The following is a 26,005-nucleotide window of genomic DNA, read 5'->3' on the forward strand; positions in this document are numbered from 1 at the left end:
CCGAGCAATATAGGAAGCCCGAACGAAAAAAAAGCCGTCCCGCGTTTGTAGTACGCGACGCCGAACTGCAACCGGTTCGAGCGCCGAGCCACGGGCGATCCGGCTTGCCGGCACGCCCTTGGAATCACGGGCGGCGCCATCAATTGTGCTGAAGGGAGAGTTCCCCCGACATGGCGGAACGGATGCCATGACTGTGGTCGCCAGACAATCTCAACCATTTGTTAACCTTAACAAATCCGGTTGGCACGAAAATCGCTACACATAGAATTACAGACGTTCGGATGGACATGATGTCCCAAAAACGAACAAGGAGAAATGCTATGAAAAGCATGGCCGGACTGGACATATATGCCTATTGGGATGAATTGCGCGGCAGCAGATCCGCGCCGCGTCGCGAGGATATCAATCCCGCAAAACTCAAAACTCATCTTGGCGATCTTTTCATCCTCACGGACAAAGGAGAGGCCACCCCTTTCTTCCGCCTTGCGGGCACGCGTCTCTGCGACCTGTTCGGCCGGGAATTGCGCGACCGGCCGTTTTCGGAGCTGTGGCGACCGGCAAATGCCACTTTCCCCTGCCGGGTGGCGCGCGGCATCCTGCACCATCAATTGCCCGTTGTCTTCGATGTCGAAGCGGAAGACGAGTATGGTGCGGCACCATTGGCATTCGAAATGCTGCTTTTGCCGCTGCGCACGGATGCTGACGTCGCCCCGCGGCTGCTTGGCGCGCTGCTTCCCGAACGGCCGCGCCACGAATTCGCCGCGCCGATCCGCTGCCTGTCGATGAAAAGCAGCCGCCTGCTGCGCATGGACATCGCGCCGTCAGAGCATCGGGCAGACATGGAAACCGCCTCTACGCCATTTGCGGGACGCTTCTGACGACCTGTCCCGCTACGCATGCCCAGGCCGCAGGGTTACCGTTGTCGCTGATTTTTAAGAAAAATAGGTCAAAGCTGTAACGATTTTACCGATCAGAAGAATTGTAGAGATTAAAGAATACAGTCTGTTAACTCGCGCAATGTAGAAACCTACCGTCATCATTCATTATAATTGCGCTGCTCATGTTTTCGTCCCGCTCGGTCAACACCGCCCAAATTATGCGCCCGGTTGAGGAAGCCCACCTCGACGACGCCGTCCGTGTGTCCTTCACCGGCCGCCTGATGTTGCCCGACCATGAAGAATATGATTGCACCGCGACCGAGATGACCGCCGAACGGGCGCAGTTCACCTGCTCGGGCATGGCCCGCAATGGTGACCGCGTCATCGCCTATCTCCAGCATATTGGCCGGATCGAAGGAACGGTGACGGCCCTGACCCCAGCGGGTTTCCTCATCGCCATCAACGCACCGGAGCGCAAGCGGGAAAAACTCGCCGCCCAGCTGGCATGGATCGCCAAACGCCAGCTGCTCGGCCTGCCGGAAGACCGCCGCCACGACCGTCTGACGCCGCGTAACGCAAAAGCGCAGCTCGTTCTGGAAGACGGCGTGCTCGTCGCCTGCCGGCTGATCGACCTTTCCCTGTCGGGTGCGGCCATCGAGATCGAAAACCGCCCGCCGCTCGGCAGCCGGGTCCAGCTCGGCAAGAACATGAGCGGCAAGATCGTGCGCCACTTCATGGAAGGCGTCGCGGTCGAGTTCGACCGGGTGCAATCGCCCGACGCGCTGATCGAGTTCATTTAAGATCGTCCAACGGATAAGGTGCGGCTTTGCGCCGTTAAGCTGCGTGCGGCATTTTGAGCGCGCTGTGCGCTTCGCCATGGCCTCATAGTTGAGAGTATTCCAGGCTGGGTTATCTCTTCCCCTGCGCCAGGGCAGGATGCAAAGATTGCCTTCCCGCAAGCACCGCTTCACCTCGGAAGCCTTCATTCTCCCATTCTCGCTGCAAAACGCCCATGGCCATGCCGTGACGCCTACGCCATCCCGCGCCTGTGAGGCGCGCGGATCGGAGAATGCGATGATGAGGGCCAGCTGCACACCAGATCGGCCCAGATTATCGCCTTGGGCGGCCGCAAAAGCCGGTCTTCAAAGATTTTTCCAAGAAAAATGCGATTTTTTTGAAGTTTTTTCGCCGCCCTTTTCGGACTGTTCCAGCCTGAAACACTCATCCCAAAACGGGAAATCCACGTCTTCGCCAAGCCCTGCGAGCCGACCACATGCCACCACAAAAATTGCGGGGCGTGGAAAACCGCTTTAAATCCAGCGGTCTAGATGACTACCAAAAGCCTAAGACGGGAATGCGTAAAATTGTAATAAAATTTGCCTCAAAAACGCGTAAAAACTCACTCAAATACAGTTCAAAATAGCCGCTAATTTGCTGAAATTTAAGCTCAAATTGCCCCACCTAAATTTCCGTCGGCTCAAAATATAACTGCGAATGTCTCCTCACCACGGGGAGACAAGCAATGAACAAGAACAACCGTTTCGTATTCACTCTGATCGCATTCATCGTCAGCGCCTTCGCCCATCAGGCAAGCGCTTCGCCGGCCGCCGTCATGCGTGTGATCGGCAAGGCCAATCCGCCGATTGGTCACTATGAATTCTGCCAGACCTATCAGAGCGAATGCCAACCGACCTCGCTGGACAATGGCCCGTTGCAGCTGACCGAAGAGCGCTGGAAGACGATGCTCGACGTCAACTACACCGTCAACACCACGATCACGCCGATGACCGACATGGAAATCTATGGCGTTGAAGAGCGCTGGGCCTATCCCACCACCGTCGGCGATTGCGAAGATTTCGTGCTTCTGAAGCGCAAGATGCTGATGAACAAGGGCTTCTCTCCCTCCAACCTGCTGATCACCGTCGTTCTGCAGCCGAATGGCGAAGGCCACGCCGTTCTGACCGTCCGCACCGACCGTGGCGATTTCGTTCTCGACAACATGCGCAACAAGGTCATGAACTGGTCGGAAACCGAATACACCTACCTGAAGCGCCAGGACACGGCCAATCCGGGCCGCTGGGTGAAAATTCAGGATGGCCGCGCCACCGCGGCGGTCGGCGGCATCCGGTAAGTCACGGCAAGCCCGACAGCATACGTTTCCGTCTCCCCGGATAAAAAGCCGGCTCCGCAAGGGGCCGGCTTTTCATTTGCCGATGAACGCCCGACACTCGACGTCATCCTCGGGCCTGTCCCGAGGATCTGATCACGTCCAACTCAATCGAGACGTCGCAGATGCTCGGGACAGGCCCGAGCATGACGGAGGACAGCTTTCAGGACACCATCGACTCGGCCGGCGACACAAAGATTTCATTTTCATCCATGGAACGTCAGAGCAAGCCAAGCTCGGCCAGTTCCCGCCTGAGGTCCGAGGGCATGTCTTCCCCGCCTCCGCCGCCACCGAGATCGCGTGGCGCCTCGTCATCCTTCAGGTAACGCCAGCCCTGGAACGGCCGCTTTGGCGCTGGCGAGGTCTCGATCACCTCGGGGCCGAGAATGAGGTCGCAGCGGGTAATACCGTCATCCCCCTTGAAGGAGCGGATATCGAGCAGATTCTGCCGCGCCTGCACCTGACCCTTGATGACCCAGTAAAGCGAACCGCCTTCCAGCAGTTCCTCGACCCGTTTCGGGATCATCCGGGTGGTGTGGACGCTATGCGGCTCAAGGCCGGCGGCAATGGCCGTCAGGGATCGATGCGCCACCCACTCCCTCAAATCCTGAAGGGAGTCCGCACCGACGCAAAGTTTAATGAGATGTAGAGGCATGCCCCTATCAATGCCTTTTTGCGACGGGCGTCAAGCATCTGGACGGTGCCTCACGCCCTGCCCGCTCAGCACTCCACAACGTTGACGGCGAGGCCGCCGGTGGAGGTTTCCTTGTATTTTTCACTCATGTCGTTGCCGGTCTGGCGCATGATCTCGATACAGGCATCGAGCGGCACGAAATGTTGCCCGTCGCCCTTCAATGCCAGCGAGGCCGCTGTCACTGCCTTGACGGCGCCGAGCGCATTACGCTCGATGCAGGGCACCTGCACCAGTCCCGCAATCGGATCGCAGGTCATGCCAAGGTGATGTTCAAGCGCGATTTCGGCAGCATTTTCGATCTGTTCAGGTGATCCGCCCATGACGGCAGCAAGCCCCGCCGCTGCCATCGCAGCAGCCGAACCCACCTCGCCCTGACAGCCCACCTCTGCGCCCGAAATGGAAGCATTATGCTTGATGATGCCGCCGATGGCCGCCGCCGTCAGCAGGAAGTCACGCACGTCGTCGACAGTCGCATCCTCGTGAAAATGCCGGAAATACCTGACAGTGGCAGGCACGACGCCCGCCGCACCATTGGTCGGCGCCGTGACGACACGCCCGCCGGCGGCGTTCTCTTCGTTCACGGCCATGGCGTAAACACTGAGCCAGTCATTCGCCATGACGGGGTTGAGCCGGTTGCTGCGCCACTCCTCATTGAATTTCTCATAGATGGAACGGGCACGGCGGCGCACCTTGAGGCCTCCGGGCATGATACCATCCACCTTCAGACCACGTTCGATGCAACCGTTCATTGCCTCCCAGATTTGATCGAGCCGCTCGTTCAGCTCGTCGCGTGAGACGACCGTTTCCTCGTTGGCGCGCTTCATCTGGGCGATGGTGCGGCCAGAACGGGTAGCCATATCGAGCATTTCCCGCGCGGACGCAAAGGGATAAGGCACACGCGGACCATTATCGATGGTCTTTCCGCGCTGCTTGATCGCCTCCAGTTCCGTATCGGTCACGACGAAACCGCCGCCGACGGAATAATAGATGCGCTTGATGAGCAGCCTGCCCTGATTGTCGAAGGCGGAAAAGATCATGCCGTTGGCATGGCCGGGCAGCGGGTTCTTCTTGTCAAAAACCAGATCTTCGGCCGGGCGGAACATATAGGACGGGTGGCCGGACGGCGTGACCGTGCCTGCCTTTTCCACGGTCTCGATGATGGCGTCCATCGCATCGGGATCGACAAGATCAGGCCGCTCGCCGGTGAGACCGAGAACGACGGCACGCCCGGTGCCATGGCCGATGCCCGTAAAGGCGAGAGATCCGTGCAGGCTGACTTTCAGCTGCGCCACGGCAGCACCGGCCGGCCGCGGCCACTCATCACTGAGGATCAGCGCCAGAAAGCGGTTTGCAGCCGTCATCGGCCCCATCGTATGGGAGCTGGAAGGACCGATACCGATCTTGAAGACGTCGAAGACCGAAAGAAACATGAAATATACCCTGCATAATGGATTTCTGCCCATCATATCCAAAGCTGCAGCGGATCGCCACAAAAGAGCGGCACCGGCTTTTGCAACTGCGACATGAAGGTGCCGGAAACGAAAACAGCACGGTTTCCAGAGGAAAACCGCGCCGTTTCAAAACCCGTCATTCAGGAGAGAAGCTTATGGGCTGCCAAAAATGTACGTCAATGCGAGAAAAGCGGCAAAGCCTGCAAGTGCGCGTATGGTGACGCCCCAGCAGGATTTCTGAGCGGTTTCTTCCATGATTACTCCAGCTATTCACTCTCCGGGGGATCTTCAAGACCCGGCCCGTTGAGGCAAGCATTTATTAAAATCCGGCGGCGAACGCAAATGCAAAAAGCGGCTAAATGAAGGCGTTTTCGATAAGCTGCCATTCGCCCCATGCATAGGTCTGTGAAAAAACAAGGTGTTAGCAGCAGGATTGAAAAGGCACCGTTTGGGGCTCCGCCGCAATTTAGGCTAAAGTGTAACCGTTTTTTAAAGCTTTCCTACAAACCCCTGTTGAAAACCATCACCGCCGGCACGTTACGGTCGAATTTCCTGCGGTGAAGCACCGCGTCTTGAAAGGCCACGGGCGCTGCTTTATCGACGATGGCAATGACAACGGTGCGAGTCTTTCCATGCAGCAGGCATCCTCTTTTCCCGACCGCGACACGGTCGCATCGAAACTCACCTCGCTGACAAGCGAGGACAAGGCCTGGGTGCTGCTGTTGATGGAAAACGCCATGCAGGATGAAAATCTGCTGACTGGCCTCAATCTTTATCTCGACCAGCAGACAAGCGCCCGCTTCCTCAATAGCCTGAAACTGGAAGCTGTCGGCGACTGGCTGGGCGGCAATGCCCCTGCCCGCCTGCAGATCCGCATTGCGGAAATTGCCAAGGCCAGCCAGCATCCCGCCTATCTCGCCTTCCGCAAGGGGCTGACGGCATCGGCCGGTCTCGAAAAAGCCTATCCCAAAGCGCCTATCTGATTTTTCAGGCTAATCCGGCACCCTGTCGACGACGGCGATGATCGGCCCCATGGAAAACAGCTGGTCCCGCCGGTTCATCGCGGGAATATCGACGCTGGATATCGTGCCGTCCAGATAAAGCGCATTCGGCGCATCCAGCACATCCCTGAACAGCGTACCGAAATCATAGAAGCGGACGGTCGTTTCCGAAATGGCGAAATGCACCATGCCGTCGCGGGAGACACCGACGCCGTTGCGGCGTTTCAGGCTGTCACTATCGGGCAGGAAGCGCGGATGCAGCTTGCCGTCGATCACCAGCATCGGCCCGGACTGGGTGGCGAAATCGGGCTTCGGGTCCGCGGCCAGATAGGCCTCGGTCTCCAGCACCCCGGCCGCGTTGCCATCAAGATAAAATACGCCATTCGGCAGAAGGTGGAAATTTCCCCAGCCGCCCCGCGTGCTGACCGGCGAACGCTCCACGCCATTTTCGACGAAGAGGCCAACGGGCGAATAGTCGGAATGATACATGCCGCCATTCATGGCGAAGACGCTGAACATGTGCTGCCGCCACAAAGCCGAAGATAGATCGGCAAAATTACGGTATCCCTGTCCGGAGACATGATCCTGATCATAGATGCGGATGGTGTTTTTTGCCGGGTCGAAACTGCAGACGGTATAGCGGCCGCCGGCATGGTTGATGCTCTTGCAGAAATCCGGCTGCCCGCCGGCCTCAGCCGAAAACGGCAACAGCAATGGTAGCAGCAACTGCGCCAGTTTCTTCATCGATACGATCATGCCCGCCCCTCTGATTCTCGTCAGGCGAACATTCGCAGGGAAATTCGGACAAAGAAAAGGCGCTACCCGGGTTTTTGGGTAACGCCTTTAAGGGAGGGGAGCCTTGATTAGCGGCGTGCGGCGCGGTCCACGCTGCGGCCGGCATCCTGGGTCGCGTCAACGGCGTTCGCCGTATCCCGGCCCACGCCGCGAATGGTGTTACCGCAGGAACTGAGGGTGACGACAGTCAGCAAAGCAACAAAAACGGTCGAAAGAATACGTGTGATCATGTGAAACTACTCCCCTATGACTTGCCGTCCAACGGCAAGCGCCGATGTGATATGCGTCACAATAACGTGAGTCCCCAAAAACAGTTCCCGCTGCATTTCAAAAAATCCTGTCGATGAAAATTAACAGGGTTTTGAAGTTCCCAAGAGAAACTAGGTGCCAGGATCGTGGCTTAGGAAATTTCCGTGGGTGATATGACTGACATCAACAATCGGCTTCTCGTGATGACGGCAGGTGGCGCAAACCCCAATGTCATGATCAATGCATTGGCCGCCCGTTTTCCGGATATCCACGTCTTCATGGAGCAGCCGGAAAGCAAGTCGGCCATTCTCAAACGCCGGGCACGGCGGCTCGGCTGGTTTGCCGCCGCGGGCCAGATGGCGACAATGGTTGCATCCCGCCTCGGCAAACGCTTCACGGCCCGAAGAAGCCACGAAATCATCGCCGAACACGGTCTGTCTTCCGATCTCCACCACGGTCTTCCCATCACGCAATTTACCTCACTGAACGACGAAGAATGCCAGAAGGCCGCCAATCTGCTGAAACCGGCGGTAATCTTCACCATTTCCTGCCGCCTGTTAACGCCGGCGACGCTGCGGACCCTGCAATGTCCGGTCATCAATTTCCACGCCGGTATCAATCCCGCCTATCGCGGCCAGATGGGCGGTTATTGGGCGCTGGTGGAAAAGGACCGCGGCAATTTCGGCGCGACCGTGCATCTGGTCGACAAGGGCGTGGATACCGGCGCCACGCTTTATGAAAAACGGCTGAAACCCTCGCCTTCCGACACCATCGCCACCTATCCGCTGCTTTTGACCGCCGCCTCGGTGGATATCGCCGTCAGCGCCATCGAGGACGCCCTGTCCGGCAGCCTCGCGCCGCAGCCGCCCTCGCCCGGAAAATCGGTGCTGCGCTTTCCGCCACCGATCTGGACATGGCTGTGGAACGGCCTGACAAAACGGATCTGGTAAAACGCACGCAGGCACTTGCAACCAAGCCTCGTCGCAGATGCAAGCCTGTCTTGCCGCAACAGACACAGACTTCGGCGGAAAAACGGTGCATGGTAACAAAAAGGATCATGCTCAAATTGCCAGATATTTCCGCCGCCTCCCTCATTCCCGCCTCCATCGAAGCCTCACCCGCGCAGGTACTCGGTCCGGCAAGCCTCGCCGGGATATTTCCTCGGGGTGTCCGCGTCTATCTGACGGACACCGGAGCAGCCTCGCAGGAAAAGCTGGTGGATGCCGCCACACATCTGCGCAATCTCGGTTATGAACCGGTGCCGCATCTTGCAGCGCGCCGCATCCCTTCGCGCGTGGAATTTGAGGAGCAGGTCAAGCGGCTGGCAGGAGAAGCGGATGTTACCGATGTTCTGGTCGTCGGCGGAGGTGTCGACAGGCCGGCTGGTCCCTTCGCCTCCAGCATGGACATGCTGTCGTCAGGCATTTTCGACCGTTACGGCATAAAAAAGATCGCAATCGCCGGCCATCCCGAAGGCAGCCCCGATTTCAGCGAAGAGACGGCGATCGCTGCCCTGAGGCTGAAACGCGATTTTGGCGAAAGAAGCGATGCGGCCATGCGCATCGTCACCCAGTTCGGTTTCGATCCCGCGCGCTTCATCGCCTGGGCGGAAGGCCTTGCAGCGTCAGGCATCGATCTGCCCGTGCATATCGGCGTTTCCGGCCCGGCCAAAATCACGACGCTGCTGAAATATGCAGCACTCTGCGGTGTCGGCAATTCCATCGCCTATCTCAAGAAAAACGCGCTTTCCCTGACCACGCTCGCCAGGGGCCATTCGCCTGACAGCATCGTCGGGCCGATCGAGCGGCACTGGCAGGCCAATCCGCAGGGGCCGATCCGGCAAATTCACGTCTTCCCCTTTGGCGGATTGCAGAATTCCGCCGACTGGCTGGTCAGCCGCGGAAGCTGGCAAACCCGCGACGCAGGCCGTCCGGCGCCGGCGGATTCAATGGCTGGCTAAAAGCCGCCTTCCACACGGCGCTACCCAGACTTTACGCTGCCTTTGCGACCTCGACAAAGGCATTGCGGATGCTCTCTGCCACCGCAAGAACAGGGCGCGACGCCTTGTCGCCCATGATCAGGCGAATATCGAAAGAGCCCAGCTCCGGCAGGCCTTCCTTGTCGCCGAGAATGACGAGATCGTTCTGCACATAGGAGCGCGGCAGCGGGGCGATGGCGAGATCGGCCGCGATCGCCGCGCGCTGTGCCATGGTATGGCCGCTGAGATAGGCGACTCGGAAATTGCGCCCGCGCCGTTCCAGCGAAACGATTGCCTCCGAGCGCCAGATGCAACCCTCTTCCCAGATCGAGATCGGCAGCGGATCACGCAGATAAGCCGTGCCGCATTTGGCGCCGGCCCAGACGAGACGTTCGCGCATCAGCACCTCGCCCGTGTCCCGCAGCGGATGCGAGGCACAGTTGACGAGGGCTAGGTCAAGCCGCTGCTCATCCATGCGCTTGTAGAGGTTGGAACTGGAATCGATGGTGACATCGATCATGATGCCGGGGAAAACATCTGCAAAACGCTTGAGAATGCCAGGCAGCAGACCGCGCTCGCCAATATCCTCGGGCGCCCCGAGCCGCACCACGCCTGAAAGCTCCGGCATGACGAAACGCGACACCGCCTCGTTGGAGAGCGCGATCATGCGCCGCGCATAGGTCAGAAGCGTCTCGCCATGCGCCGTCAATGTCACCGAGCGGGCATCGCGCAGGAAAAGCGTCGTCTTCAACTGCTCCTCCAGCTTCTTGATCTGCATGGAAACGGCCGAGGGCGTTCTGAACACCACTTCCGCTGCGGTGGAAAAATTCCCCGTTTCGGCAATGGCGACGAAGGTTCTCAATATGTCGTTATCCAGCAACGGCAGCGGTTGGCGGAAAGTCACGGTCATGGCACGCACCTTCAAATATTTTGATTTATAGATGGATATCATTTCGTTTGATTGAATGTCAACAAGCGCGCACCATCCGTGACATAGACAAACGGGGTGAATTAGCCCTGCGGGAAATGAAACAACGTGGCACGGACTGAAACGCCCCCACAGCAGCAGCCGTCAATTCATTCCAGACGTTGATGAATGACATAAGATTCATTCGCTTGCCTGATGATAAAGGCGAGCACATACCGAAGTCATAAACAGGATCGTGGTTCACGAAAGGATCAAAGACATGACCATGATACATTATCTGCCGGTGACAAACCGCTCTTCACTCCGCCCGTCGCCCAGCGGCTGGCTTGATCGCCTGTCCAGCCATTTGTCTGCCCGTTACGCGGAATGGCGCCGCGAAAGGATGCTTCGTGCACTGGAGGCATTGCCACCCGAAACATTGAAGGATATCGGATGGCCGACAACCGACACCACCCGCATACACGCCGTCCGCAAATGATGGCCGACCGATGGCTCGCAACCAGTGCATGTGTTGCGAGCCACTACCGCCGACCCTGAATTACATGATGAAAGGCGCAAATATACCTGCCTGTTTTGCATGCGACACACCGCCCGTTTTAAGGGCTTGTCGCAAAATTTGCATATTTCAAAAGCTATTTTTTGACAGCTCCGATTCCGAGGCGTATTTTTCGTTAAAGATGTCGTAATCAGGACATCCAGAAGACCAATTCCAAGGGAGGAATTGCGTATTCGCAACGGAGCACGGGCAAATGAGCAGAAACTCCCAGAAGAAACGCTCAATCGTCTTTTTTCTCATTCCGCAATTTACCATGCTGCCGTTCGCCGCAGCGGTTGAAACGCTTCGCATCGCCAACCGAATGTTGGGTTATGCCGCCTATGAATGGCGCCTCTCCTCACTCGACGGCCAGAAGGTCATGTCGTCAAGCGGCATCTGTCTTGAAGTCGATACCTGTCTTGCCGATGAGCGGCGATACGTCAGCGGCGAAAACCGCCCGGAAATGGCGATCATCTGTTCGGGCATCGATGTGGATCAACACGTCAACAAGTCCGTCAATGCCTGGCTGCGCGAAGCCTATAATCGCGGCATCGCCATCGGCAGCCTCTGTACCGCCGCCCATATCCTCGCACAGGCGGGCCTCCTCAATGGCAAGCGCTGCGCGATCCACTGGGAAAACCTGCCGGGCTTCTCCGAGGCCTTCCCGCAGGTGGAAGTCTATGCCGATCTCTTCGAAGTCGACAGCAACATCTACACCTGCGCCGGCGGCACGGCCTCGCTGGACATGATGCTGAGCCTGATCGGCCAGGATTTCGGCGAAAACCTCGTCAACCGCGTCTGCGAGCAGCAATTGACCGATCGGGTCCGCAGCCCCAACGACCGCCAGCGCCTGCCGCTGCGCGCCCGCCTCGGCGTGCAGAACAGCAAGGTTCTGTCGATCATCGAGCTGATGGAAGGCAACCTTTCCGAACCGCTGTCGCTGCTCGACATAGCCGACGCCGCCGATCTCTCGCGCCGGCAGGTGGAGCGTCTTTTCCGGCAGGAAATGGGCCGCTCCCCCGCCCGCTATTATCTCGAAATCCGCCTCGACCGTGCTCGCCACCTGCTCGTGCAGTCGGCCATGCCGGTGGTGGAAGTCGCGGTCGCCTGCGGCTTCGTCTCGGCCTCGCATTTTTCCAAGTGTTATCGCGAAATCTACAATCGCACGCCGCAGCAGGAGCGCGCCGAACGCAAGCTGCTGATCAGTGCTTCGCGGATGGCCATGGCGAGCCAGGGAGGTAAGGCCGCGCATTGACGCGTGGCTTTGGCATCTGGGGCTTTTCAGCGACGAAAACACCTCCTCCGTCATACCGGCTAGTTCGGGAGGCGGCGCGCAAGATCACCCAAACGGTCGAACCGCATGGGCAAGGTCCTCCGCCGTCATGCCGTCGCCTGCCCTGTGGCCCGCCTCGCCGTGCAGCCAGACACCCGCCGCAGCCGCCTCGAAAGCGGGCGTGCCCTGTGCCAGCAGCGCGCCGATGATGCCGGCCAGCACATCGCCCGATCCGGCCGTCGCAAGGCTCGCCGGCGCATTGGTGTTGACCAGCGCCCGGCCGTCAGGTGCGGCGATCACCGTGTCCGCACCCTTATAAACCAACGCCGCGCCGCTGCGGGCCGAAGCGACCTGCGCTTTCTCGATCTTGCTGAGCGTCCTGTCCGCAGCGAGATCGGGAAACAGCCGGGCAAACTCGCCCTCATGCGGTGTCAGCACGAATTTGCCCGCACCGGATGTGATGCGCTCGAACAGGGCCGCCGTATGATCCTTGAAAGCGGTGATCGCATCGGCATCCAGCACGGCCGCTTTGTCTCCGAGCAGAGACACGAATTGCCGCGCCTTTTCGAGATCACCAAAACCCGGGCCGAGAACGAAGGTGCCGTGGCGCCGGTCGTCCAGCCAGAGCCGCAGATCATCGGCATTGTCCATCGGCGCATTCATCACAGCCGTCAGTGTCACGGAAAGCAGGTCAAGCGCCTCTTTCGGCGCAGCGACGGTGACGATGCCCGCCCCCGCCTTCAGCGCCGCAAGCGCCGTCATGCGGCTTGCCCCGGTCGCATGGGCGGGTCCGGAAAAGACGGTGAGATGTCCGCGGCGGAACTTATGCGTCTCGATATCGCTGGCGGGCAAGGCATCACGCCAGACAAGCGGATGGTTTTCCGCAACCGAGCCCGCGTGATCGGCAAGGATGCGCAAGGGAATGCCGATATCGAACACCTCTAGCGCCCCGCAAAGTTCCCGTCCCGGCATCAGCAGATGGCCGGGCTTGCGTGCCATGAAGGTCACCGTCCGCTCGGCCCTGAACGACGCGCCGAGCGGCACGCCCCGCCGGCCGCAGAGGCCGGAGGGCAGATCGACGGCGAGCACCGGCACCCTGGCGCTGGTCACCGCTTCGATTATCCGGGCCAGTTCCTGGGGCACATCGCGGGACAATCCGGCCCCGAAAACCGCATCGATCACCACATCGCCAGCAAGAGGCGTATAGTCGCCAAGCGGCAGCGGCACGAGCCCGCTCCGTTCGAATGCCACCCGGGCATCACCCCTCAGTGTGCCGGCATCGCCTAGATGATGAACCGTAACCGTCGCACCGCTTTGCACAAGCGCCCGCGCCGCCACATAACCATCACCACCATTATTGCCGCCGCCACAGAGCACGACGAAACGCAGCGCCTGTGGATAGTGCCGCAGCCCAGAAGCGGCAACCGCGTGCCCCGCCCGCTCCATCAGATCATAAAGCGAAATGCCGGATTGCCCGGCCGCCGCATCGATGCGGGCCATCGCCGCAGGGTCGAAAAGGGAAAGCTGAGAGAGGAATATCATGCCGCGATCATCCCTTCAAAACGCCGGAAAGGCAATCGATACAAAAATAAGCAAAACTCCAAGACCAAATAATAGTCAAATGCACAAAATATAAACAGACGGCTTTCACCGAGCTTACGCATAATCAAATATTCAAGATATCTAAAATAGTAAGATTTCGCAGAAATGCTGATGGATTTTTCGGCTTACCGATAGAAATTGGCTGGAAAATCGCCAAAACCGAATGCATTTTGTGCCAGAAAGCCGGGCGAGCGAAGTTTTTTCTTCACGCCCGCTTCCGATCTGGCACAATACGTGCATTCTTGTGGCAGAGCGGGAATTACCTGCTTTAACGGGAGAAGCGGAGAGATATTTTCTCATGAAAAAGATCGAAGCGATCATTAAGCCCTTCAAGCTCGATGAAGTGAAGGAAGCCCTTCAGGAAGTCGGACTTCAGGGCATCACGGTCACGGAAGCAAAAGGCTTTGGTCGTCAGAAGGGCCACACGGAACTCTACCGCGGAGCAGAGTACGTTGTGGACTTTCTGCCGAAAGTGAAAGTCGAAGTCGTCTTGGCGGACGAGAACGCGGAAGCCGTCATCGAGGCGATCCGTAATGCGGCGCAGACCGGACGTATCGGCGACGGAAAGATTTTCGTTTCCAATATCGAGGAAGTCATCCGCATCCGTACCGGTGAAACAGGCGTGGACGCCATATAATCAGAACCAGGTCTCAAGCCGGGGAGGCTTGGGTTTCACCTCGTCATCATCACACTCAAGGAAAACGTTTAAATGACGACCGCAAACGATATCTTGAAGCAGATCAAGGATAACGACATCAAGTTCGTGGACCTGCGCTTTACCGATCCCAAGGGTAAGCTGCAGCACGTCACCATGGATGTTGTCTGTGTGGACGAAGACATGTTCGCCGATGGCGTCATGTTCGACGGCTCCTCGATCGCCGGCTGGAAGGCCATCAACGAGTCCGACATGGTGCTGATGCCCGATCCGGCCACCGCCCACATCGACCCGTTCTTTGCCCAGTCTACCCTGGTCGTCCTTTGCGACATTCTCGACCCGGTTTCGGGCGAAGCCTATAACCGCGACCCGCGCGGCACCGCGAAGAAAGCCGAAGCCTACCTCAAGGCCTCTGGTATCGGCGACACCGTTTTCGTCGGCCCCGAGCCGGAATTCTTCGTCTTCGACGACGTGAAGTACAAGGCAGACCCCTACAACACCGGCTTCAAGCTTGATTCGTCCGAACTGCCGTCCAACGACGACACGGATTACGAAACCGGCAACCTCGGCCACCGTCCGCGCGTCAAGGGCGGCTACTTCCCGGTTCCGCCGATCGACAGCCTGCAGGACATGCGTTCTGAAATGCTGACGGTTCTGGCCGAAATGGGCGTCGTCGTTGAAAAGCACCACCACGAAGTGGCTGCCGCACAGCACGAGCTGGGCGTGAAGTTCGACACGCTGGTTTCCAGCGCCGACAAGATGCAGATCTACAAGTACGTCGTGCACCAGGTCGCCAATGCCTATGGCAAGACGGCAACCTTCATGCCGAAGCCGATCTTCGGCGATAATGGCTCGGGCATGCACGTTCACCAGTCGATCTGGAAGGGCGGCAAGCCGACCTTCGCTGGCGACGAATATGCTGGCCTGTCTGAAAATTGCCTCTACTACATCGGCGGCATCATCAAGCATGCCAAGGCAATCAACGCCTTCACCAACCCCACCACCAACTCCTACAAGCGTCTGGTGCCGGGTTATGAAGCGCCGGTTCTGCTCGCCTACTCCGCGCGCAACCGCTCCGCATCGTGCCGTATTCCCTTCGGCTCCAACCCCAAGGCAAAGCGCGTCGAAGTCCGCTTCCCGGATCCGACCCAGAACCCCTATCTCGGTTTTGCGGCCATGCTGATGGCCGGCCTCGACGGCATCAAGAACAAGATCCACCCCGGCAAGCCGATGGACAAGGACCTTTACGACCTTCCTGCCAAGGAACTGAAGAAGATCCCGACCGTCTGCGGCTCGCTGCGTGAAGCGCTGGAAAGCCTCGACAAGGATCGCAAGTTCCTGACCGCCGGCGGCGTGTTCGACGACGACCAGATCGACTCCTTCATCGAGCTGAAGATGCAGGAAGTCATGCGTTTCGAAATGACCCCGCATCCGGTCGAATTCGACATGTACTACTCGGCCTGATCGGCCTTCGGAGCGCCGTCCTTTCGGCGCTCCTCCCTCTCGGCGGTTTTCCACGGAAAGCCGCCGTTTTCTATTCTGCCGAATGTGACGTAAACAATGCGATCAAGCCAGCCTCTCAGCACACACGCCTTACGGACTGGCTCATTTTTCTGGCAGTGCCGTTCTTTTTCTCCAGCAATGTCATTTTTGGCCGCGGCGTCGTTGGCGAAGTCTCGCCTTTTATCGCCGCCTTTATCCGCTGGATGGGATCGACGCTCATCATCGCCCCTTTCATGATTGCCGACTGGCGGAACTGCCTCGCCTTCGTGCGCGACAAAACGCTGCTCTGGCTGGTGCTCGGCATTCTCGGCATGGGCATCTGCGGCGGCGTGGTCTATTGGGGCCTCACCATGACGACGGCTGCCAACGGCACGCTGATCTACACCACCTCGTCGCTGTTCATCATCCTGTTCCAGCGCATCTTTCAGGGCCGGCAGATCCGAAAGCTTGAAGTGGCCGGCATGGTCATCGCCTTTGCCGGTGTCGCGGCCATCGTTCTCAAGGGAGATATCTCCGCTCTCCGGCATATGAATTTCAACATCGGCGATTTCGCGATTTTGACGGCGGCGATCGCCTTTGCCATCTATTCGCTGTTGCTGCGCGATCCCGCGGCGCGGCAGATGGCATCCTTCAGCCTTTTCGGCCTGATCGCATTTTCCGGCGCGCTGGTGCTTCTGCCGCCGGCTACACTGGAACTGGCGCAGGGCGGCATGCTGCCTGCCACCGGCGCGGCCTGGGCGAAGATCGGCGGCATCATCCTCTTCGCCTCGCTTCTGGCGTTTTATTGCTTCACCCATACGGTGCGCGTTTTCGGCCCGGCCACGGCCGGCATCACGCTTTACATGATGCCGCCGGTCTCGATCCTCATGGCGACGATATTCTTGGGAGAGACCTTCGAGACCTATCACGCCATCGGCATCGTGTTGGTCACCGGCGGCGTCATCCTCGCCACCGCGCCGATTGGCAGAAAGCGCTGAGCTTTGCGGCAGACCGGCACTGGGACCGCTAGGTCTTGATATTTCGCATTCCGACACCAACTAGTATTGGGAAAGGAAATTCATGCCATGAAACAAAGAGACGCAAAATTCACGCTTGGCGAGATCGTCCGCCACAAGGTGTTTCCGTTCCGCGGCGTGGTCATCGACGTGGACCCGGAATATGCCAATACCGAGGAATGGTGGAACGCCATCCCCGCGGAAATCAGGCCGGAGCGCGACCAGCCCTTTTATCATCTGCTGGCCGAAAACGAGGAGACGGAATATGTCGCCTATGTTTCCGAACAGAACCTCGTGCACGACGAAAACGATACGCCGCTGAGAAACCCCAATATCGGCCGCATCTTCGACAAGGCGCCGAACGGCGAATGGCGTCCGAAGATATCGACGGCGCATTGACGCCTGCCAACCATCTCCCCCTCCCAGGGACATAAAGCGCGCATAAAAAAACCGGTCTGTCGCCAGACCGGTTTTGTCATTCTTGATGCTTTGTAGCGATCAGGGCTTGGGCGCCTTGGCAGCGTCCTGAGCGGCTTCCAGCTTCTTGCGGGCCTCTTCAGCCTTCTTCTGCATGCCTTCCTGCAGGCTGCGCTGGCTTTCGGCCAGCTGCGACTGGGTGATGGCAGCACCGTCGTAAGCACCGGTGAAACCGGAGAGCGCGATCTTGATGGGGTTAGGCGCGCGGCGGAAGTTGATGGAGGTGAAGACCACCTCGCTACCCTTCTTCAGCGAAGCAATCATGGCATCCGTCAGAGGAACTTCGGCCGTGCACTTGTCGGGAAGGCAAACGGCGTAATCGAGCTTCTGGCCCTTGCCGCCATCGATCTGCATCATCACACCCGGGGGAATGAGGCGCGCTGTCGGAACGGAAACCTGCAGCAGCTTGCGGTTGACCTTGCCTTCAACGGTGATGAGGCCGACAGCGGTGATCATCTGGCCGTTCTGGGCGAGAACCACGTTCTGCACGACGCAGACATCGTTGTCTTCCTGCTTGGAGCAGGTCTTGAACCAGCCGAGCGGCGGAGCGCCAGCGCCGCCCTGAGCGGCCGGGGCAGCATCCTGCGCCTGCGAGATGGCCGGAGCGGAAACCGCGCCCAGAGAGAGGACCAGAGCGGACAGAGCCGTCCGGGTGAATGTGTTTGCCTTTTGCATCATAAGAGTTCCGTCTCCTGAATGTCTGCCAGAACAGAACCCTTCAAGGCCCTGTCCGCCGATGGCGGTATCCTTCTGCCCGTTCAACTGTCGTTTAAATGAGGCAAATGCGTGACCCGTCTCTTCCGGCCACCCTGTTACATGCCGTTCGCGGCGATATCCAGCACTTCTTTAACTTTTTCTTGAGCTGGCCCAAGATTTCCCGCCCCCGCATGGGTCATGCGATATCCGTATGCTACATATCTGCCAGAATCATGACGATAAACCGGTTGTGACGCAAACCGGACGGACAGTTAGACAGGATAGTGACATGCGCAACCTTGCGGCCCTCCTCCCCGCATTGTTCCTTTTGGGATCATCCCTGCTTCCCGCCGGGACGGCCCTGGCGCAACCGCTCCACGGCATATCCATGCATGGCACGCCGGAGCTTCCCGCAGACTTCCGCCACTTCCCTTATGTCAATCCCGACGTGAAGAAGGGCGGCCGCATGTCCTATGGAGTCGTTGGCACCTTCGACAGCCTCAATCCCTTCGTGCTCAAGGGAATGCGCACCACCGCACGCGGCGTCTGGGATCCGGAATTCGGCAATCTCCTCTACGAATCGCTGATGCTGCGCTCCAGTGACGAGCCTTTCAGCCTTTATGGCCTCTTGGCCGAAACCGTGGAATGGGACGACGAGCGCAGCTTCATCCAGTTCAACATCAACCCCAGGGCAAAATGGTCTGACGGCAAGCCAGTGACGCCTGATGATGTGATCTTCACCTTCAGCCTCTTGAAGGAAAAAGGCCGCCCGCCCTTCAACAGCCGTCTGGACGGCGTGGCAAAAATGGAAAAGGTCGGTGATCGCGGCGTGCGCTTCACCTTTAATGACAAGGCGAACCGCGAAACGCCGCTCATTCTCGCCTCCTCCACACCGATCCTGCCGAAACATGCGATCGACCCGGAAAAATTCGAGCAGGCAGGCCTTGGGCCAGTCGTCGGCTCGGGTCCATACCGAATCAAGACCCTGCGGCCGGGCGAGCGAATCATCTGGGAACGCAATCCGGATTATTGGGGCAAGGACATTCCCGGCAAGGTCGGCTTCGACAATTACGACGAGATCAGCGTGACCTATTTCCTTCAGGTCACCACCATGTTCGAAGCCTTCAAGAAGGGCGATATCGACATCTATCCCGAAGGTGACGCCATCAACGGCACCTCCGATACCTCGCATTGGGGACAGGCCTATAATTTCCCGGCCGTCCATCGCGGCGATATCGTCAAGGACGTCTTCCAGCCGCGCCTGCCGACCGGCATGTTCGGCCTCGTCTTCAACACACGCCGGGCCATCTTTGCCGATGAAAAAGTGCGTGAAGGCCTGTCCTATGCGCTCGATTTCGAGTGGCTGAACAGGAACATCCTCGGTGGCTCCTTCAAGCGCACCCAGAGCTATTGGCAGAATTCCCCGCTCGGAGCCTATGGCAATGCCGCAGATGCGCGCGAGCTTGCGCTGCTGGGTGACGCTGCGAAAACCATGCCTGCGGAACTACTGGCGGGCACCTATGCCATGCCGACCACCGATGGCACGGGTGCTGACCGCAAGGTATTGAAACTGGCCGTCGACAAGCTGAAAGAGGCTGGATACAGCATCAAGAATGGCAAAATGTCCGACGCCAATGGCCGTCAGCTCGCCTTCGAGATCATGACCCAGAACCCGGCGCAGGAGCGCATCGCGCTTGCCTATCAGCGCTCGCTCAACCTGATCGGCGTCGCCATGGGCATCCGCTCGGTGGATGACGGGCAATATCAGGCCCGTTCGAACAGCTTCGATTACGACATGATCATCCGCTCCCTGCCCTCCTCGCTTTCGCCGGGCATGGAGCAGCTGAACCGCTGGAACTCGCTCTCCCGCGATGCGCAGGGCAGCTTCAACTATGCGGGCGTTGCCAATCCCGATATCGACCGGATGATAGAGGCACTGCTGCAGGCGCGCTCTACGGAAGATTTCCAGGCGGCGGTGCGCGCCTATGACCGTCTGCTCGTTGCCGGCCACTACATTATTCCGCTCTATTACATCGGCGCGCAATGGGTTGCGCGCTGGAAATATATCGACCGTCCGGATATGACCCCAATATCAGGAAATCAGAAACAGACCTGGTGGGATGCAAGGGTGCAATAACCCGCCGCCGCCCGGTCCAGACAAGGGAAGATGAAACCATGGAACGCATCGTTGTCGACGTCGTATCGGATATGGTCTGCCCCTGGTGTTATCTCGGCAAGGCAAGGCTCGATCTCGCCATTGCCGAGGTGCAGGATGAAATCAGCGTCGATGTGAATTGGCGCCCCTATCGCCTCAACCCGGACTATCCGCCTGAAGGCGTTGATCAGAAAGCCGCGCTTGAGGAAAAGCTCGGCAAGGAGCGTCTCGAACAGGCCCATGCCTCGCTGGTTGAACTCGGCAAGCAGGTCGGCATCCATTACGATTTCGATGCGATCAAGATCGGCCCGAACACGCTCGACGCCCACCGCCTGTCGCTCTGGGCCCATGCCGAAGGCCGCGACGTCCAGGAAAGGATCGTCACCGCTTTGTTCAAGGCGAATTTCGAGGAAGGCCGCAATATTGGCGATCACGCTGTTCTGACCGATATCGCCGGGAAGGCAGGCATGGATGCCAAGGTGGTGGCACGGCTTCTCGCCTCCGACGCCGACAAGGACACGGTCATCGCCGAAATTGACGCGGCGCAGCAGATGGGTGTTTCCGGCGTACCGTTCTTCATCGTTGACCAGAAATACGCCATCAGCGGTGCACAAACACCTGATGTATTGATTGCTGCACTGCGGGATATTGCAAAAATCAAGTCGGACGAGCATAAGTCGATGAACTGACGGTCGAACACCGGCAGCTTGCCCTGATCGATAAACTGTTGGTGTTTTCCCGTGTCCGACCAGACCCTGAAAGGCATTCTGCTTGCCTTTGCCGCCTTCGCTGCCTACGCATGGAGCGACGCGAGCGTTAAACTCATAGAAGGCCAGATTTCGCCGATCGAATCGGCCTTCTTTGGCGCAATGTTCGGGCTTGTCGCACTGCCCCTCATCCGCAAGCGCAACGACCGCTGGGTGGACATCGTCAAGACGACGAACCGCCCCTTGTGGATCATCCGCTTTTTTTCCGCCGGTATCGGCGCGGTGGGCAGCGTCACCGCCTTCACTCATCTTTCCATGGCCGAGGCCTTCGCGCTGATCTTCCTGCTGCCTTCCTTCGTGACCATCATGTCCGTTGTGTTTTTGAAGGAACAGGTAGGCATCCGCCGCTGGTCTGCGGTCATCATCGGTTTCCTTGGCGTGCTCATCATTCTGCGCCCGGGTTTCCGCGAATTGGGTGTCGGCCATCTTGGCGCCATCGTCGCTGGCTTCGGCGGTGCACTCAGCATCGTCATCTTCCGCGCCATGGGCCCATCGGAAAAAAACGTATCACTCTACGGCGCCGGCGTTCTCGGCTGTCTTGCCATATCGGGTGTCGCCATGATCCCGACCTTTGTCATGCCCGGCGGCGAGCAATGGTTGCTCCTGGCAGGATACGGCCTGCTCGGCGCTCTCGGCAACGTACTGGTCATGTATGCCGCCCAATATGCGCCCGCCGCCATGATCGGCCCGACGCAATATAGCCAGATGCTCTGGGCCATCCTGTTCGGTTATCTGATTTTCGGTGACCGCATCGACGGATGGATGCTCATAGGCATCGCTCTCATCGTCGGCTCCGGCCTGCTGACGCTTATCCGCGAAAAGCAGCGAAAAGTGCCGCTGCCCGCCTCCATTGCCGCGACCGACCAGAACGTGGCTGTCGGCATTACACCGGAAGATGGGCACTGACGCCTTAAGAATGCATTAGAACCGGCGACGCGTATTCACGTCGCCGGAATGGCATTCGATCAATCACAAACCCTGACCCGATACATGTCGCCCCAGGCATTCTGCCTCCAGGCAATGTGGCAGCGCGGATAAACTGGCTGGTACACAACCGGCGGACCGTAGACGGGCGCAGCATAGGTTGGCGGACCATAGGCCGGAGCGTAATACGCGGGCCCATAAGCATAACCGGGATGTCTTGCCCCGGCGATAAGCGCTCCGCCGATGATCGTGCCGGCAATACCGGCGGCAAGGCCGCGGCCGAAATTATTGCGCGCTTCCGCCTGGCTGGTGGTGGCAATTGTGGTGCCCGCAATTGTCAAAGCAACCAGACCAGCGGTGGCAAACCTGTTGATATTGGTCCACATCGTCCTGCTCCTTCATAACCGGCGGCATCCACTGATCCGCCGCACCGGGTATGAGGGAAAGATTACGCCCGCGGAGACTACCGAGACATGTCCGTTTCGTTACATCGCCGTAATGTCGCTGAGCCTTGCGGGCTGGGTTTTCCGAGGATTGGCCAATGGATAATGAGCCGAAGGAGGGTGTGGCTTACCCCCCTCTGCCCTGCCGGGCATCTCCCCCACAAGGAGGGAGATCGGCAAGACGCGCTGTCACCGCTTCATTCTCCAACGTCAAGATGGGCAAAACTTCGCCGCATATCGATCTCCCCACCTGTGGGGGAGATGCCCGGCAGGGCAGAGGGGGGGTAAGCCACACCCACCTTCGGTCAGTTGTCGAACGGGCAACCCCCGAAGCTCAAATTTACGACCGCGCCAGTTCCGCAAGCTGCGTCATGACCATCGCCGCACCCGTCAGCCGTTTTTCCGGCGTCGGCAGATCGCGGTTCAGGAACAGGCTGTGGTCCGGGCGGATTTTCGCCATGGATCCCTGCTTGCCGATGTAACCGACAAGCGCTGCCGGATTGGGGAATTCCTTGTTGCGGAACTGCACGACGACGCCCTTCGGCCCGGCATCTACCTTCTCGACATTGGCGGTGCGGCAGAGCGACTTGATATAGACGATCTTGAGCAGATGCTGCACTTCCTTCGGCAGCGGGCCGAAGCGGTCGATCATTTCTGCACCGAAACCGTCGATCTCGCTGATATCGGCAAGCTCGCCGAGACGGCGATAAAGGCCCATGCGCAGGTGCAGGTCCGGCACGTAATCTTCCGGGATCATGACGGAGGTGCCAACCGAGATTTGCGGCGACCAGCCGCTGTCGCGCACCTCTTCGTCGCCCTTCACTTCGGCCACGGCCTCCTCCAGCATTTGCTGGTAAAGCTCGAAGCCGACTTCCTTGATGTGGCCGGACTGCTCTTCGCCGAGCAGATTACCCGCGCCGCGAATATCGAGATCGTGGCTGGCAAGCTGGAAACCGGCGCCGAGTGTGTCGAGCGATTGCAGCACTTTCAACCGCCGCTCCGCCATCGTCGTCAACACCTTGTTGACTGGAAGGGTGAACAGCGCGAAGGCGCGGACCTTGGAACGACCGACACGACCGCGCAGCTGGTAAAGCTGGGCGAGACCGAACATGTCGGCACGATGCACGATCAGCGTATTGGCGGTCGGCACGTCGAGGCCGGATTCGACGATGGTGGTGGACAGCAGCACATCATATTTGCCGTCATAGAAGGCGTTCATGATGTCTTCCAGTTCGCCCGCCGCCATCTGGCCATGCGCCACCGCCACCTTCAGCTCCGGCACATCCGATTGAAGGAAGGCATGGATATCGGCGAGATCGGCAAGGCGCGGGCAGACATAGAAACTCTGGCCACCGCGATAATGTTCGCGCATCAGCGTCTCGCGGATCACCAGCGGATCGAAGGGCGAAATGAAGGTGCGCACCGCCATGCGATCAACAGGCGGCGTGGTGATGAGCGACAGCTCGCGCACCCCGGTCATGGCCAGTTGCAGCGTGCGCGGAATGGGGGTGGCCGAAAGCGTCAGCACGTGCACGTCGCTCTTCAGCTCCTTCAGCCGCTCCTTGTGCTTCACACCGAAATGCTGCTCCTCATCGATGATGAGAAGACCGAGATTGGCAAAGCTGATGCCCGCGCCGAGCAGCGCATGGGTGCCGACGACGATATCGGTCTTTCCTTCCGCCACTTCCTTTTTGGTAAGCGCCAGCTCCTTGGAACCCACAAGCCGCGAGGCCTGCTGCACCCGGATCGGCAACCCACGGAAGCGCTCCGAAAATGTGCGGAAATGCTGCCGCGCCAGAAGCGTCGTCGGCACGACGACCGCCACCTGCACGCCGTTCATGGCGGCAAGGAAGGCGGCGCGCAAGGCCACTTCGGTCTTGCCGAAACCGACATCGCCGCAGATGAGGCGATCCATCGGCCGACCTGCACCGAGATCGTCGCGGACCGCTTCGATGGCGTTCAACTGATCCTCGGTTTCGTCGTAGGGGAAACGCGCGGCAAATTCGTCGTAAAGCCCGTCCGGTGCAATAAGCGCTGGCGCATGGCGCACCAGACGCGCGGCTGCAATGCGGATAAGCTCGTCGGCCATATCGAGCAGGCGCTTCTTGAGCTTGGCCTTGCGCATCTGCCATGCGCCGCCACCGAGCTTGTCGAGCGTGGCTTCTGCAGCGTCAGAACCGTAACGCGAGAGAAGATCGATGTTCTCGACCGGCAGGAACAGCTTGGCGTCGTCGGCATAATGCAGTTCAAGACAGGCGCGTGGCGCACCCGCCGCCTCAATGGTCTGCAGGCCGACGAAACGGCCGATACCGTGTTCGGCATGAACAACGAGCGAACCTTCGTCCAGTCCCGCCACTTCCGCGATGAAATCCGCGCCGCGCTTGCGGCGCTTGGAACGGCGGACCATGCGATCGCCGAGAATATCCTGCTCGCCGATGACAGCGAGCGTTCCGGTCTCAAACCCGGCTTCGAGGCTGAGAACCGCGCAAGCCGCCTCCCCCTTTCCGAGTTTTTCCACCTCTTTCAGCGATGTCACCGGCTTGATCTTCTCAAGCCCGTGCTCGTTCAGCACCTGCAACAGCCGGTCAAGCGAACCTTCCGACCAGCCTGTTATCAGCACCTTCCAGCCCTTGGCGCGGCGCTCGGCAATGTGCTTTACCGCCAGATCGAAAACATTGACCCGCTCTTCGCTATCGCCCTCTGTCGGTGGGCGTGCCCAGCGCGGACCGACATGGGCGTCGAGCGTCGCGACCAGGCGGCCTTCGCTGTCGTGTTCGTTAAAGGGCGTCAGCCGCACCGCATTGACGCTCGCAAGCGCCGCCTCGAAGCTCTTGCCGTCGAGATAGATTTGCCCCGGTGACACCGGCTTGTAAGGCGCGCCCTGTGTCGAACCCTTGGTTTCGCCAGAGGCGCGGCGAGCCTCGTAATAATCAAGCACCAGCTTGGAGCGCTCTTTCGCCGCCTCCTTCGCTGTATGATCGGTGACGATACGAAAACCCTTCAAATAGTCGAAGGCGGTCTCCAGTTGCTCGTAAAACAGCGGCAGCCAGTGCTCCATGCCGGCGTAACGGCGACCCTCGGACACGGCTTGGTAAAGCGCGTCGTCGCGGGTCGCAGCGCCAAACAGCGACAGGTAGTTCTTGCGGAAACGCCCGATCGTATCCGGCGTCAGCGTCACTTCGCTCATCGGATTGAGATCAAGCGAGCGCGCCTGCGCGATGGTGCGCTGGCTGGCCGGATCGAAGGTGCGGATGCTTTCCAGCGTATCGCCGAAGAAATCCAACCGCACCGGCTCTTCGGTGCCCGGCACGAAGACATCGAGAATGCCGCCGCGCACGGCAAATTCGCCAACTTCGCGTACCGTCGCCACCCGGTCGAAACCGTTGCGCTCCAGCCGCGCGGCGATGTCCTCCATGCGGATCTGGTTGCCGGGCCTGGCCGAAAATCCGAGGCTTTCGATGACGTCGCGCGGCGCCATCTTCTGCAGCATGGCGTTGACAGTAACGAGAACGATGGCCGGATGCGGCTTCTTGGCGTGGTTGATGAGGCCGGCAAGCGCTGCCAGCCGGCGCGCCGATGTGTCTGCACTCGGTGATACGCGGTCATAGGGCAGACAGTCCCAGGCCGGCAGCGTCAGCACTGGAATATCCGGCGCGACAAAACCAAGGATCTGTTCGAGATCGGCGACCCGCTGGCCGTCCGACATCACGTAAGCCACCGATGTCCCCGCCCGCGCCATGTCGGCGAGCAGCAGGGCTTCCATGCCTGATGGTACGTTTCCGATGGTCAGCGGCGTATCGGCCGACGCCACCAGCTTTGCATCGAATCCGGCTATCATG

Annotated in this window: 25 protein-coding genes; 16 read left to right on the forward strand and 9 right to left on the reverse strand. The window is 59.2% G+C overall.

All coding sequences use genetic code 11. The features are described from left to right. The first annotated feature begins 320 nt into the window (after positions 1-320). From GSF67_RS07535 to GSF67_RS07545, 3 genes are all read left to right on the forward strand, one after another. Positions 321-878 (forward strand): PAS domain-containing protein, encoded by a 558-nt coding sequence (locus tag GSF67_RS07535; protein WP_006314339.1) that lies wholly within the window; start codon positions 321-323, stop codon positions 876-878. A 182-nt stretch (positions 879-1,060) separates the two neighbouring features. Then, positions 1,061-1,678, forward strand: a complete 618-nt coding sequence (locus GSF67_RS07540; protein ID WP_006314338.1) for a PilZ domain-containing protein — start codon at positions 1,061-1,063, stop codon at positions 1,676-1,678. Between the two features lie 722 nt (positions 1,679-2,400). Further along, complete coding sequence (locus tag GSF67_RS07545; RefSeq protein ID WP_006314336.1) at positions 2,401-3,009, forward strand: transglutaminase-like cysteine peptidase; 609 nt, start codon at positions 2,401-2,403, stop codon at positions 3,007-3,009. 256 nt (positions 3,010-3,265) lie between these two features. Here the strand turns inward: GSF67_RS07545 and GSF67_RS07550 are convergent, their stop codons facing one another. Further along, positions 3,266-3,700 carry a DUF1489 family protein gene (locus GSF67_RS07550; protein ID WP_010971846.1) on the reverse strand — a complete coding sequence of 145 codons (435 nt, stop codon included), beginning with the start codon at positions 3,698-3,700 and terminating at the stop codon, positions 3,266-3,268. 65 nt (positions 3,701-3,765) lie between these two features. Further along, complete coding sequence (locus GSF67_RS07555) at positions 3,766-5,169, reverse strand: L-serine ammonia-lyase (RefSeq protein WP_176072020.1); 1,404 nt, start codon at positions 5,167-5,169, stop codon at positions 3,766-3,768. Positions 5,170-5,262: 93 nt separating this feature from the next. Between GSF67_RS07555 and GSF67_RS07560 the strand changes: the two genes are divergently transcribed. Together GSF67_RS07560 and GSF67_RS07565 are read left to right on the forward strand one after the other, a co-directional pair. Then, positions 5,263-5,553, forward strand: coding sequence for a hypothetical protein (locus GSF67_RS07560; RefSeq protein ID WP_010971848.1), 291 nt, complete (start codon positions 5,263-5,265; stop codon positions 5,551-5,553). Between the two features lie 269 nt (positions 5,554-5,822). Beyond that, positions 5,823-6,173 carry a hypothetical protein gene (locus tag GSF67_RS07565; RefSeq protein ID WP_035216009.1) on the forward strand — a complete coding sequence of 117 codons (351 nt, stop codon included), beginning with the start codon at positions 5,823-5,825 and terminating at the stop codon, positions 6,171-6,173. A gap of 9 nt (positions 6,174-6,182) precedes the next feature. Here GSF67_RS07565 and GSF67_RS07570 read toward each other — a convergent pair whose 3' ends face one another. Next, positions 6,183-6,947: a phosphodiester glycosidase family protein gene (locus GSF67_RS07570; RefSeq protein WP_006314331.1), complete on the reverse strand. Its 765-nt coding sequence runs from the start codon at positions 6,945-6,947 to the stop codon at positions 6,183-6,185. A gap of 107 nt (positions 6,948-7,054) precedes the next feature. After that, on the reverse strand, positions 7,055-7,216 hold the full coding sequence (locus GSF67_RS07575) for an entericidin A/B family lipoprotein (protein WP_003515706.1): 162 nt from the start codon (positions 7,214-7,216) through the stop codon (positions 7,055-7,057). Between the two features lie 192 nt (positions 7,217-7,408). Between GSF67_RS07575 and GSF67_RS07580 the strand changes: the two genes are divergently transcribed. Further along, positions 7,409-8,185 (forward strand): formyl transferase, encoded by a 777-nt coding sequence (locus GSF67_RS07580; protein ID WP_035215895.1) that lies wholly within the window; start codon positions 7,409-7,411, stop codon positions 8,183-8,185. Positions 8,186-8,274: 89 nt separating this feature from the next. Further along, positions 8,275-9,195, forward strand: a complete 921-nt coding sequence (locus GSF67_RS07585; RefSeq protein ID WP_006314319.1) for a methylenetetrahydrofolate reductase — start codon at positions 8,275-8,277, stop codon at positions 9,193-9,195. 31 nt (positions 9,196-9,226) lie between these two features. Here the strand turns inward: GSF67_RS07585 and GSF67_RS07590 are convergent, their stop codons facing one another. Beyond that, entirely contained in the window at positions 9,227-10,165 is a 939-nt protein-coding gene (locus GSF67_RS07590) for a LysR family transcriptional regulator (RefSeq protein ID WP_006314318.1), read from the reverse strand. A 235-nt stretch (positions 10,166-10,400) separates the two neighbouring features. On the opposite strand from GSF67_RS07590, the gene GSF67_RS07595 reads away from it, so the two are divergent. After that, the gene (locus tag GSF67_RS07595; RefSeq protein ID WP_006314317.1) at positions 10,401-10,619 is read left to right on the forward strand and encodes a hypothetical protein; all 219 of its coding nucleotides are present in this window, start codon (positions 10,401-10,403) and stop codon (positions 10,617-10,619) included. A 271-nt stretch (positions 10,620-10,890) separates the two neighbouring features. After that, entirely contained in the window at positions 10,891-11,931 is a 1,041-nt protein-coding gene (locus GSF67_RS07600) for a GlxA family transcriptional regulator (RefSeq protein WP_006314316.1), read from the forward strand. Between the two features lie 84 nt (positions 11,932-12,015). On the opposite strand, the gene GSF67_RS07605 is transcribed toward GSF67_RS07600, so the two are convergent. Continuing rightward, complete coding sequence (locus tag GSF67_RS07605) at positions 12,016-13,491, reverse strand: bifunctional ADP-dependent NAD(P)H-hydrate dehydratase/NAD(P)H-hydrate epimerase (protein ID WP_006314315.1); 1,476 nt, start codon at positions 13,489-13,491, stop codon at positions 12,016-12,018. A 358-nt stretch (positions 13,492-13,849) separates the two neighbouring features. Here GSF67_RS07605 and GSF67_RS07610 point away from each other — a divergent pair, with 358 nt between their 5' ends. From GSF67_RS07610 to hspQ, 4 genes are all read left to right on the forward strand, one after another. Next, positions 13,850-14,188 carry a P-II family nitrogen regulator gene (locus GSF67_RS07610; protein WP_003508042.1) on the forward strand — a complete coding sequence of 113 codons (339 nt, stop codon included), beginning with the start codon at positions 13,850-13,852 and terminating at the stop codon, positions 14,186-14,188. A gap of 72 nt (positions 14,189-14,260) precedes the next feature. Beyond that, positions 14,261-15,670: a type I glutamate--ammonia ligase gene (gene glnA / locus GSF67_RS07615; RefSeq protein WP_003508040.1), complete on the forward strand. Its 1,410-nt coding sequence runs from the start codon at positions 14,261-14,263 to the stop codon at positions 15,668-15,670. 101 nt (positions 15,671-15,771) lie between these two features. Continuing rightward, positions 15,772-16,686, forward strand: a complete 915-nt coding sequence (locus GSF67_RS07620) for a DMT family transporter (RefSeq protein ID WP_035215891.1) — start codon at positions 15,772-15,774, stop codon at positions 16,684-16,686. Positions 16,687-16,773: 87 nt separating this feature from the next. Next, the gene (gene hspQ, locus GSF67_RS07625; protein ID WP_006314310.1) at positions 16,774-17,103 is read left to right on the forward strand and encodes a heat shock protein HspQ; all 330 of its coding nucleotides are present in this window, start codon (positions 16,774-16,776) and stop codon (positions 17,101-17,103) included. A 99-nt stretch (positions 17,104-17,202) separates the two neighbouring features. Here hspQ and GSF67_RS07630 read toward each other — a convergent pair whose 3' ends face one another. Beyond that, entirely contained in the window at positions 17,203-17,859 is a 657-nt protein-coding gene (locus GSF67_RS07630; RefSeq protein ID WP_006314309.1) for an invasion associated locus B family protein, read from the reverse strand. Positions 17,860-18,166: 307 nt separating this feature from the next. Between GSF67_RS07630 and GSF67_RS07635 the strand changes: the two genes are divergently transcribed. Genes GSF67_RS07635 through GSF67_RS07645 form a run of 3 tightly spaced genes read left to right on the forward strand, consistent with a single transcriptional unit; the run spans position 18,167 to position 21,705 of the window. Continuing rightward, complete coding sequence (locus GSF67_RS07635) at positions 18,167-20,014, forward strand: extracellular solute-binding protein (RefSeq protein WP_006314308.1); 1,848 nt, start codon at positions 18,167-18,169, stop codon at positions 20,012-20,014. A 38-nt stretch (positions 20,015-20,052) separates the two neighbouring features. After that, the gene (locus GSF67_RS07640) at positions 20,053-20,721 is read left to right on the forward strand and encodes a DsbA family oxidoreductase (RefSeq protein ID WP_006314307.1); all 669 of its coding nucleotides are present in this window, start codon (positions 20,053-20,055) and stop codon (positions 20,719-20,721) included. 51 nt (positions 20,722-20,772) lie between these two features. After that, positions 20,773-21,705 (forward strand): DMT family transporter, encoded by a 933-nt coding sequence (locus GSF67_RS07645; RefSeq protein ID WP_006314306.1) that lies wholly within the window; start codon positions 20,773-20,775, stop codon positions 21,703-21,705. A gap of 59 nt (positions 21,706-21,764) precedes the next feature. Here GSF67_RS07645 and GSF67_RS07650 read toward each other — a convergent pair whose 3' ends face one another. Both GSF67_RS07650 and mfd read right to left on the reverse strand, forming a co-directional pair. Continuing rightward, entirely contained in the window at positions 21,765-22,109 is a 345-nt protein-coding gene (locus GSF67_RS07650; RefSeq protein WP_006314305.1) for a hypothetical protein, read from the reverse strand. A 397-nt stretch (positions 22,110-22,506) separates the two neighbouring features. Further along, complete coding sequence (gene mfd, locus GSF67_RS07655) at positions 22,507-26,004, reverse strand: transcription-repair coupling factor (RefSeq protein WP_006314304.1); 3,498 nt, start codon at positions 26,002-26,004, stop codon at positions 22,507-22,509. Between the last annotated feature and the right edge of the window lies 1 nt (position 26,005).

This window comes from Agrobacterium sp. CGMCC 11546 (assembly GCF_013365515.1).
Lineage (GTDB): Bacteria > Pseudomonadota > Alphaproteobacteria > Rhizobiales > Rhizobiaceae > Agrobacterium > Agrobacterium fabrum.

Coding starts and splice junctions, on each gene's coding strand:
- GSF67_RS07535 (WP_006314339.1), top strand. CDS start 321: ATGAAAAGCATGGCCGGACTGGACATATATGCCTATTGGGATGAATTG.
- GSF67_RS07540 (WP_006314338.1), top strand. CDS start 1,061: ATGTTTTCGTCCCGCTCGGTCAACACCGCCCAAATTATGCGCCCGGTT.
- GSF67_RS07545 (WP_006314336.1), top strand. CDS start 2,401: ATGAACAAGAACAACCGTTTCGTATTCACTCTGATCGCATTCATCGTC.
- GSF67_RS07550 (WP_010971846.1), bottom strand. CDS start 3,700: ATGCCTCTACATCTCATTAAACTTTGCGTCGGTGCGGACTCCCTTCAG.
- GSF67_RS07555 (WP_176072020.1), bottom strand. CDS start 5,169: ATGTTTCTTTCGGTCTTCGACGTCTTCAAGATCGGTATCGGTCCTTCC.
- GSF67_RS07560 (WP_010971848.1), top strand. CDS start 5,263: ATGAAGGTGCCGGAAACGAAAACAGCACGGTTTCCAGAGGAAAACCGC.
- GSF67_RS07565 (WP_035216009.1), top strand. CDS start 5,823: ATGCAGCAGGCATCCTCTTTTCCCGACCGCGACACGGTCGCATCGAAA.
- GSF67_RS07570 (WP_006314331.1), bottom strand. CDS start 6,947: ATGATCGTATCGATGAAGAAACTGGCGCAGTTGCTGCTACCATTGCTG.
- GSF67_RS07575 (WP_003515706.1), bottom strand. CDS start 7,216: ATGATCACACGTATTCTTTCGACCGTTTTTGTTGCTTTGCTGACTGTC.
- GSF67_RS07580 (WP_035215895.1), top strand. CDS start 7,409: ATGACTGACATCAACAATCGGCTTCTCGTGATGACGGCAGGTGGCGCA.
- GSF67_RS07585 (WP_006314319.1), top strand. CDS start 8,275: ATGGTAACAAAAAGGATCATGCTCAAATTGCCAGATATTTCCGCCGCC.
- GSF67_RS07590 (WP_006314318.1), bottom strand. CDS start 10,165: ATGATATCCATCTATAAATCAAAATATTTGAAGGTGCGTGCCATGACC.
- GSF67_RS07595 (WP_006314317.1), top strand. CDS start 10,401: ATGACCATGATACATTATCTGCCGGTGACAAACCGCTCTTCACTCCGC.
- GSF67_RS07600 (WP_006314316.1), top strand. CDS start 10,891: ATGAGCAGAAACTCCCAGAAGAAACGCTCAATCGTCTTTTTTCTCATT.
- GSF67_RS07605 (WP_006314315.1), bottom strand. CDS start 13,491: ATGATATTCCTCTCTCAGCTTTCCCTTTTCGACCCTGCGGCGATGGCC.
- GSF67_RS07610 (WP_003508042.1), top strand. CDS start 13,850: ATGAAAAAGATCGAAGCGATCATTAAGCCCTTCAAGCTCGATGAAGTG.
- glnA (WP_003508040.1), top strand. CDS start 14,261: ATGACGACCGCAAACGATATCTTGAAGCAGATCAAGGATAACGACATC.
- hspQ (WP_006314310.1), top strand. CDS start 16,774: ATGAAACAAAGAGACGCAAAATTCACGCTTGGCGAGATCGTCCGCCAC.
- GSF67_RS07630 (WP_006314309.1), bottom strand. CDS start 17,859: ATGATGCAAAAGGCAAACACATTCACCCGGACGGCTCTGTCCGCTCTG.
- GSF67_RS07635 (WP_006314308.1), top strand. CDS start 18,167: ATGCGCAACCTTGCGGCCCTCCTCCCCGCATTGTTCCTTTTGGGATCA.
- GSF67_RS07640 (WP_006314307.1), top strand. CDS start 20,053: ATGGAACGCATCGTTGTCGACGTCGTATCGGATATGGTCTGCCCCTGG.
- GSF67_RS07650 (WP_006314305.1), bottom strand. CDS start 22,109: ATGTGGACCAATATCAACAGGTTTGCCACCGCTGGTCTGGTTGCTTTG.
- mfd (WP_006314304.1), bottom strand. CDS start 26,004: ATGATAGCCGGATTCGATGCAAAGCTGGTGGCGTCGGCCGATACGCCG.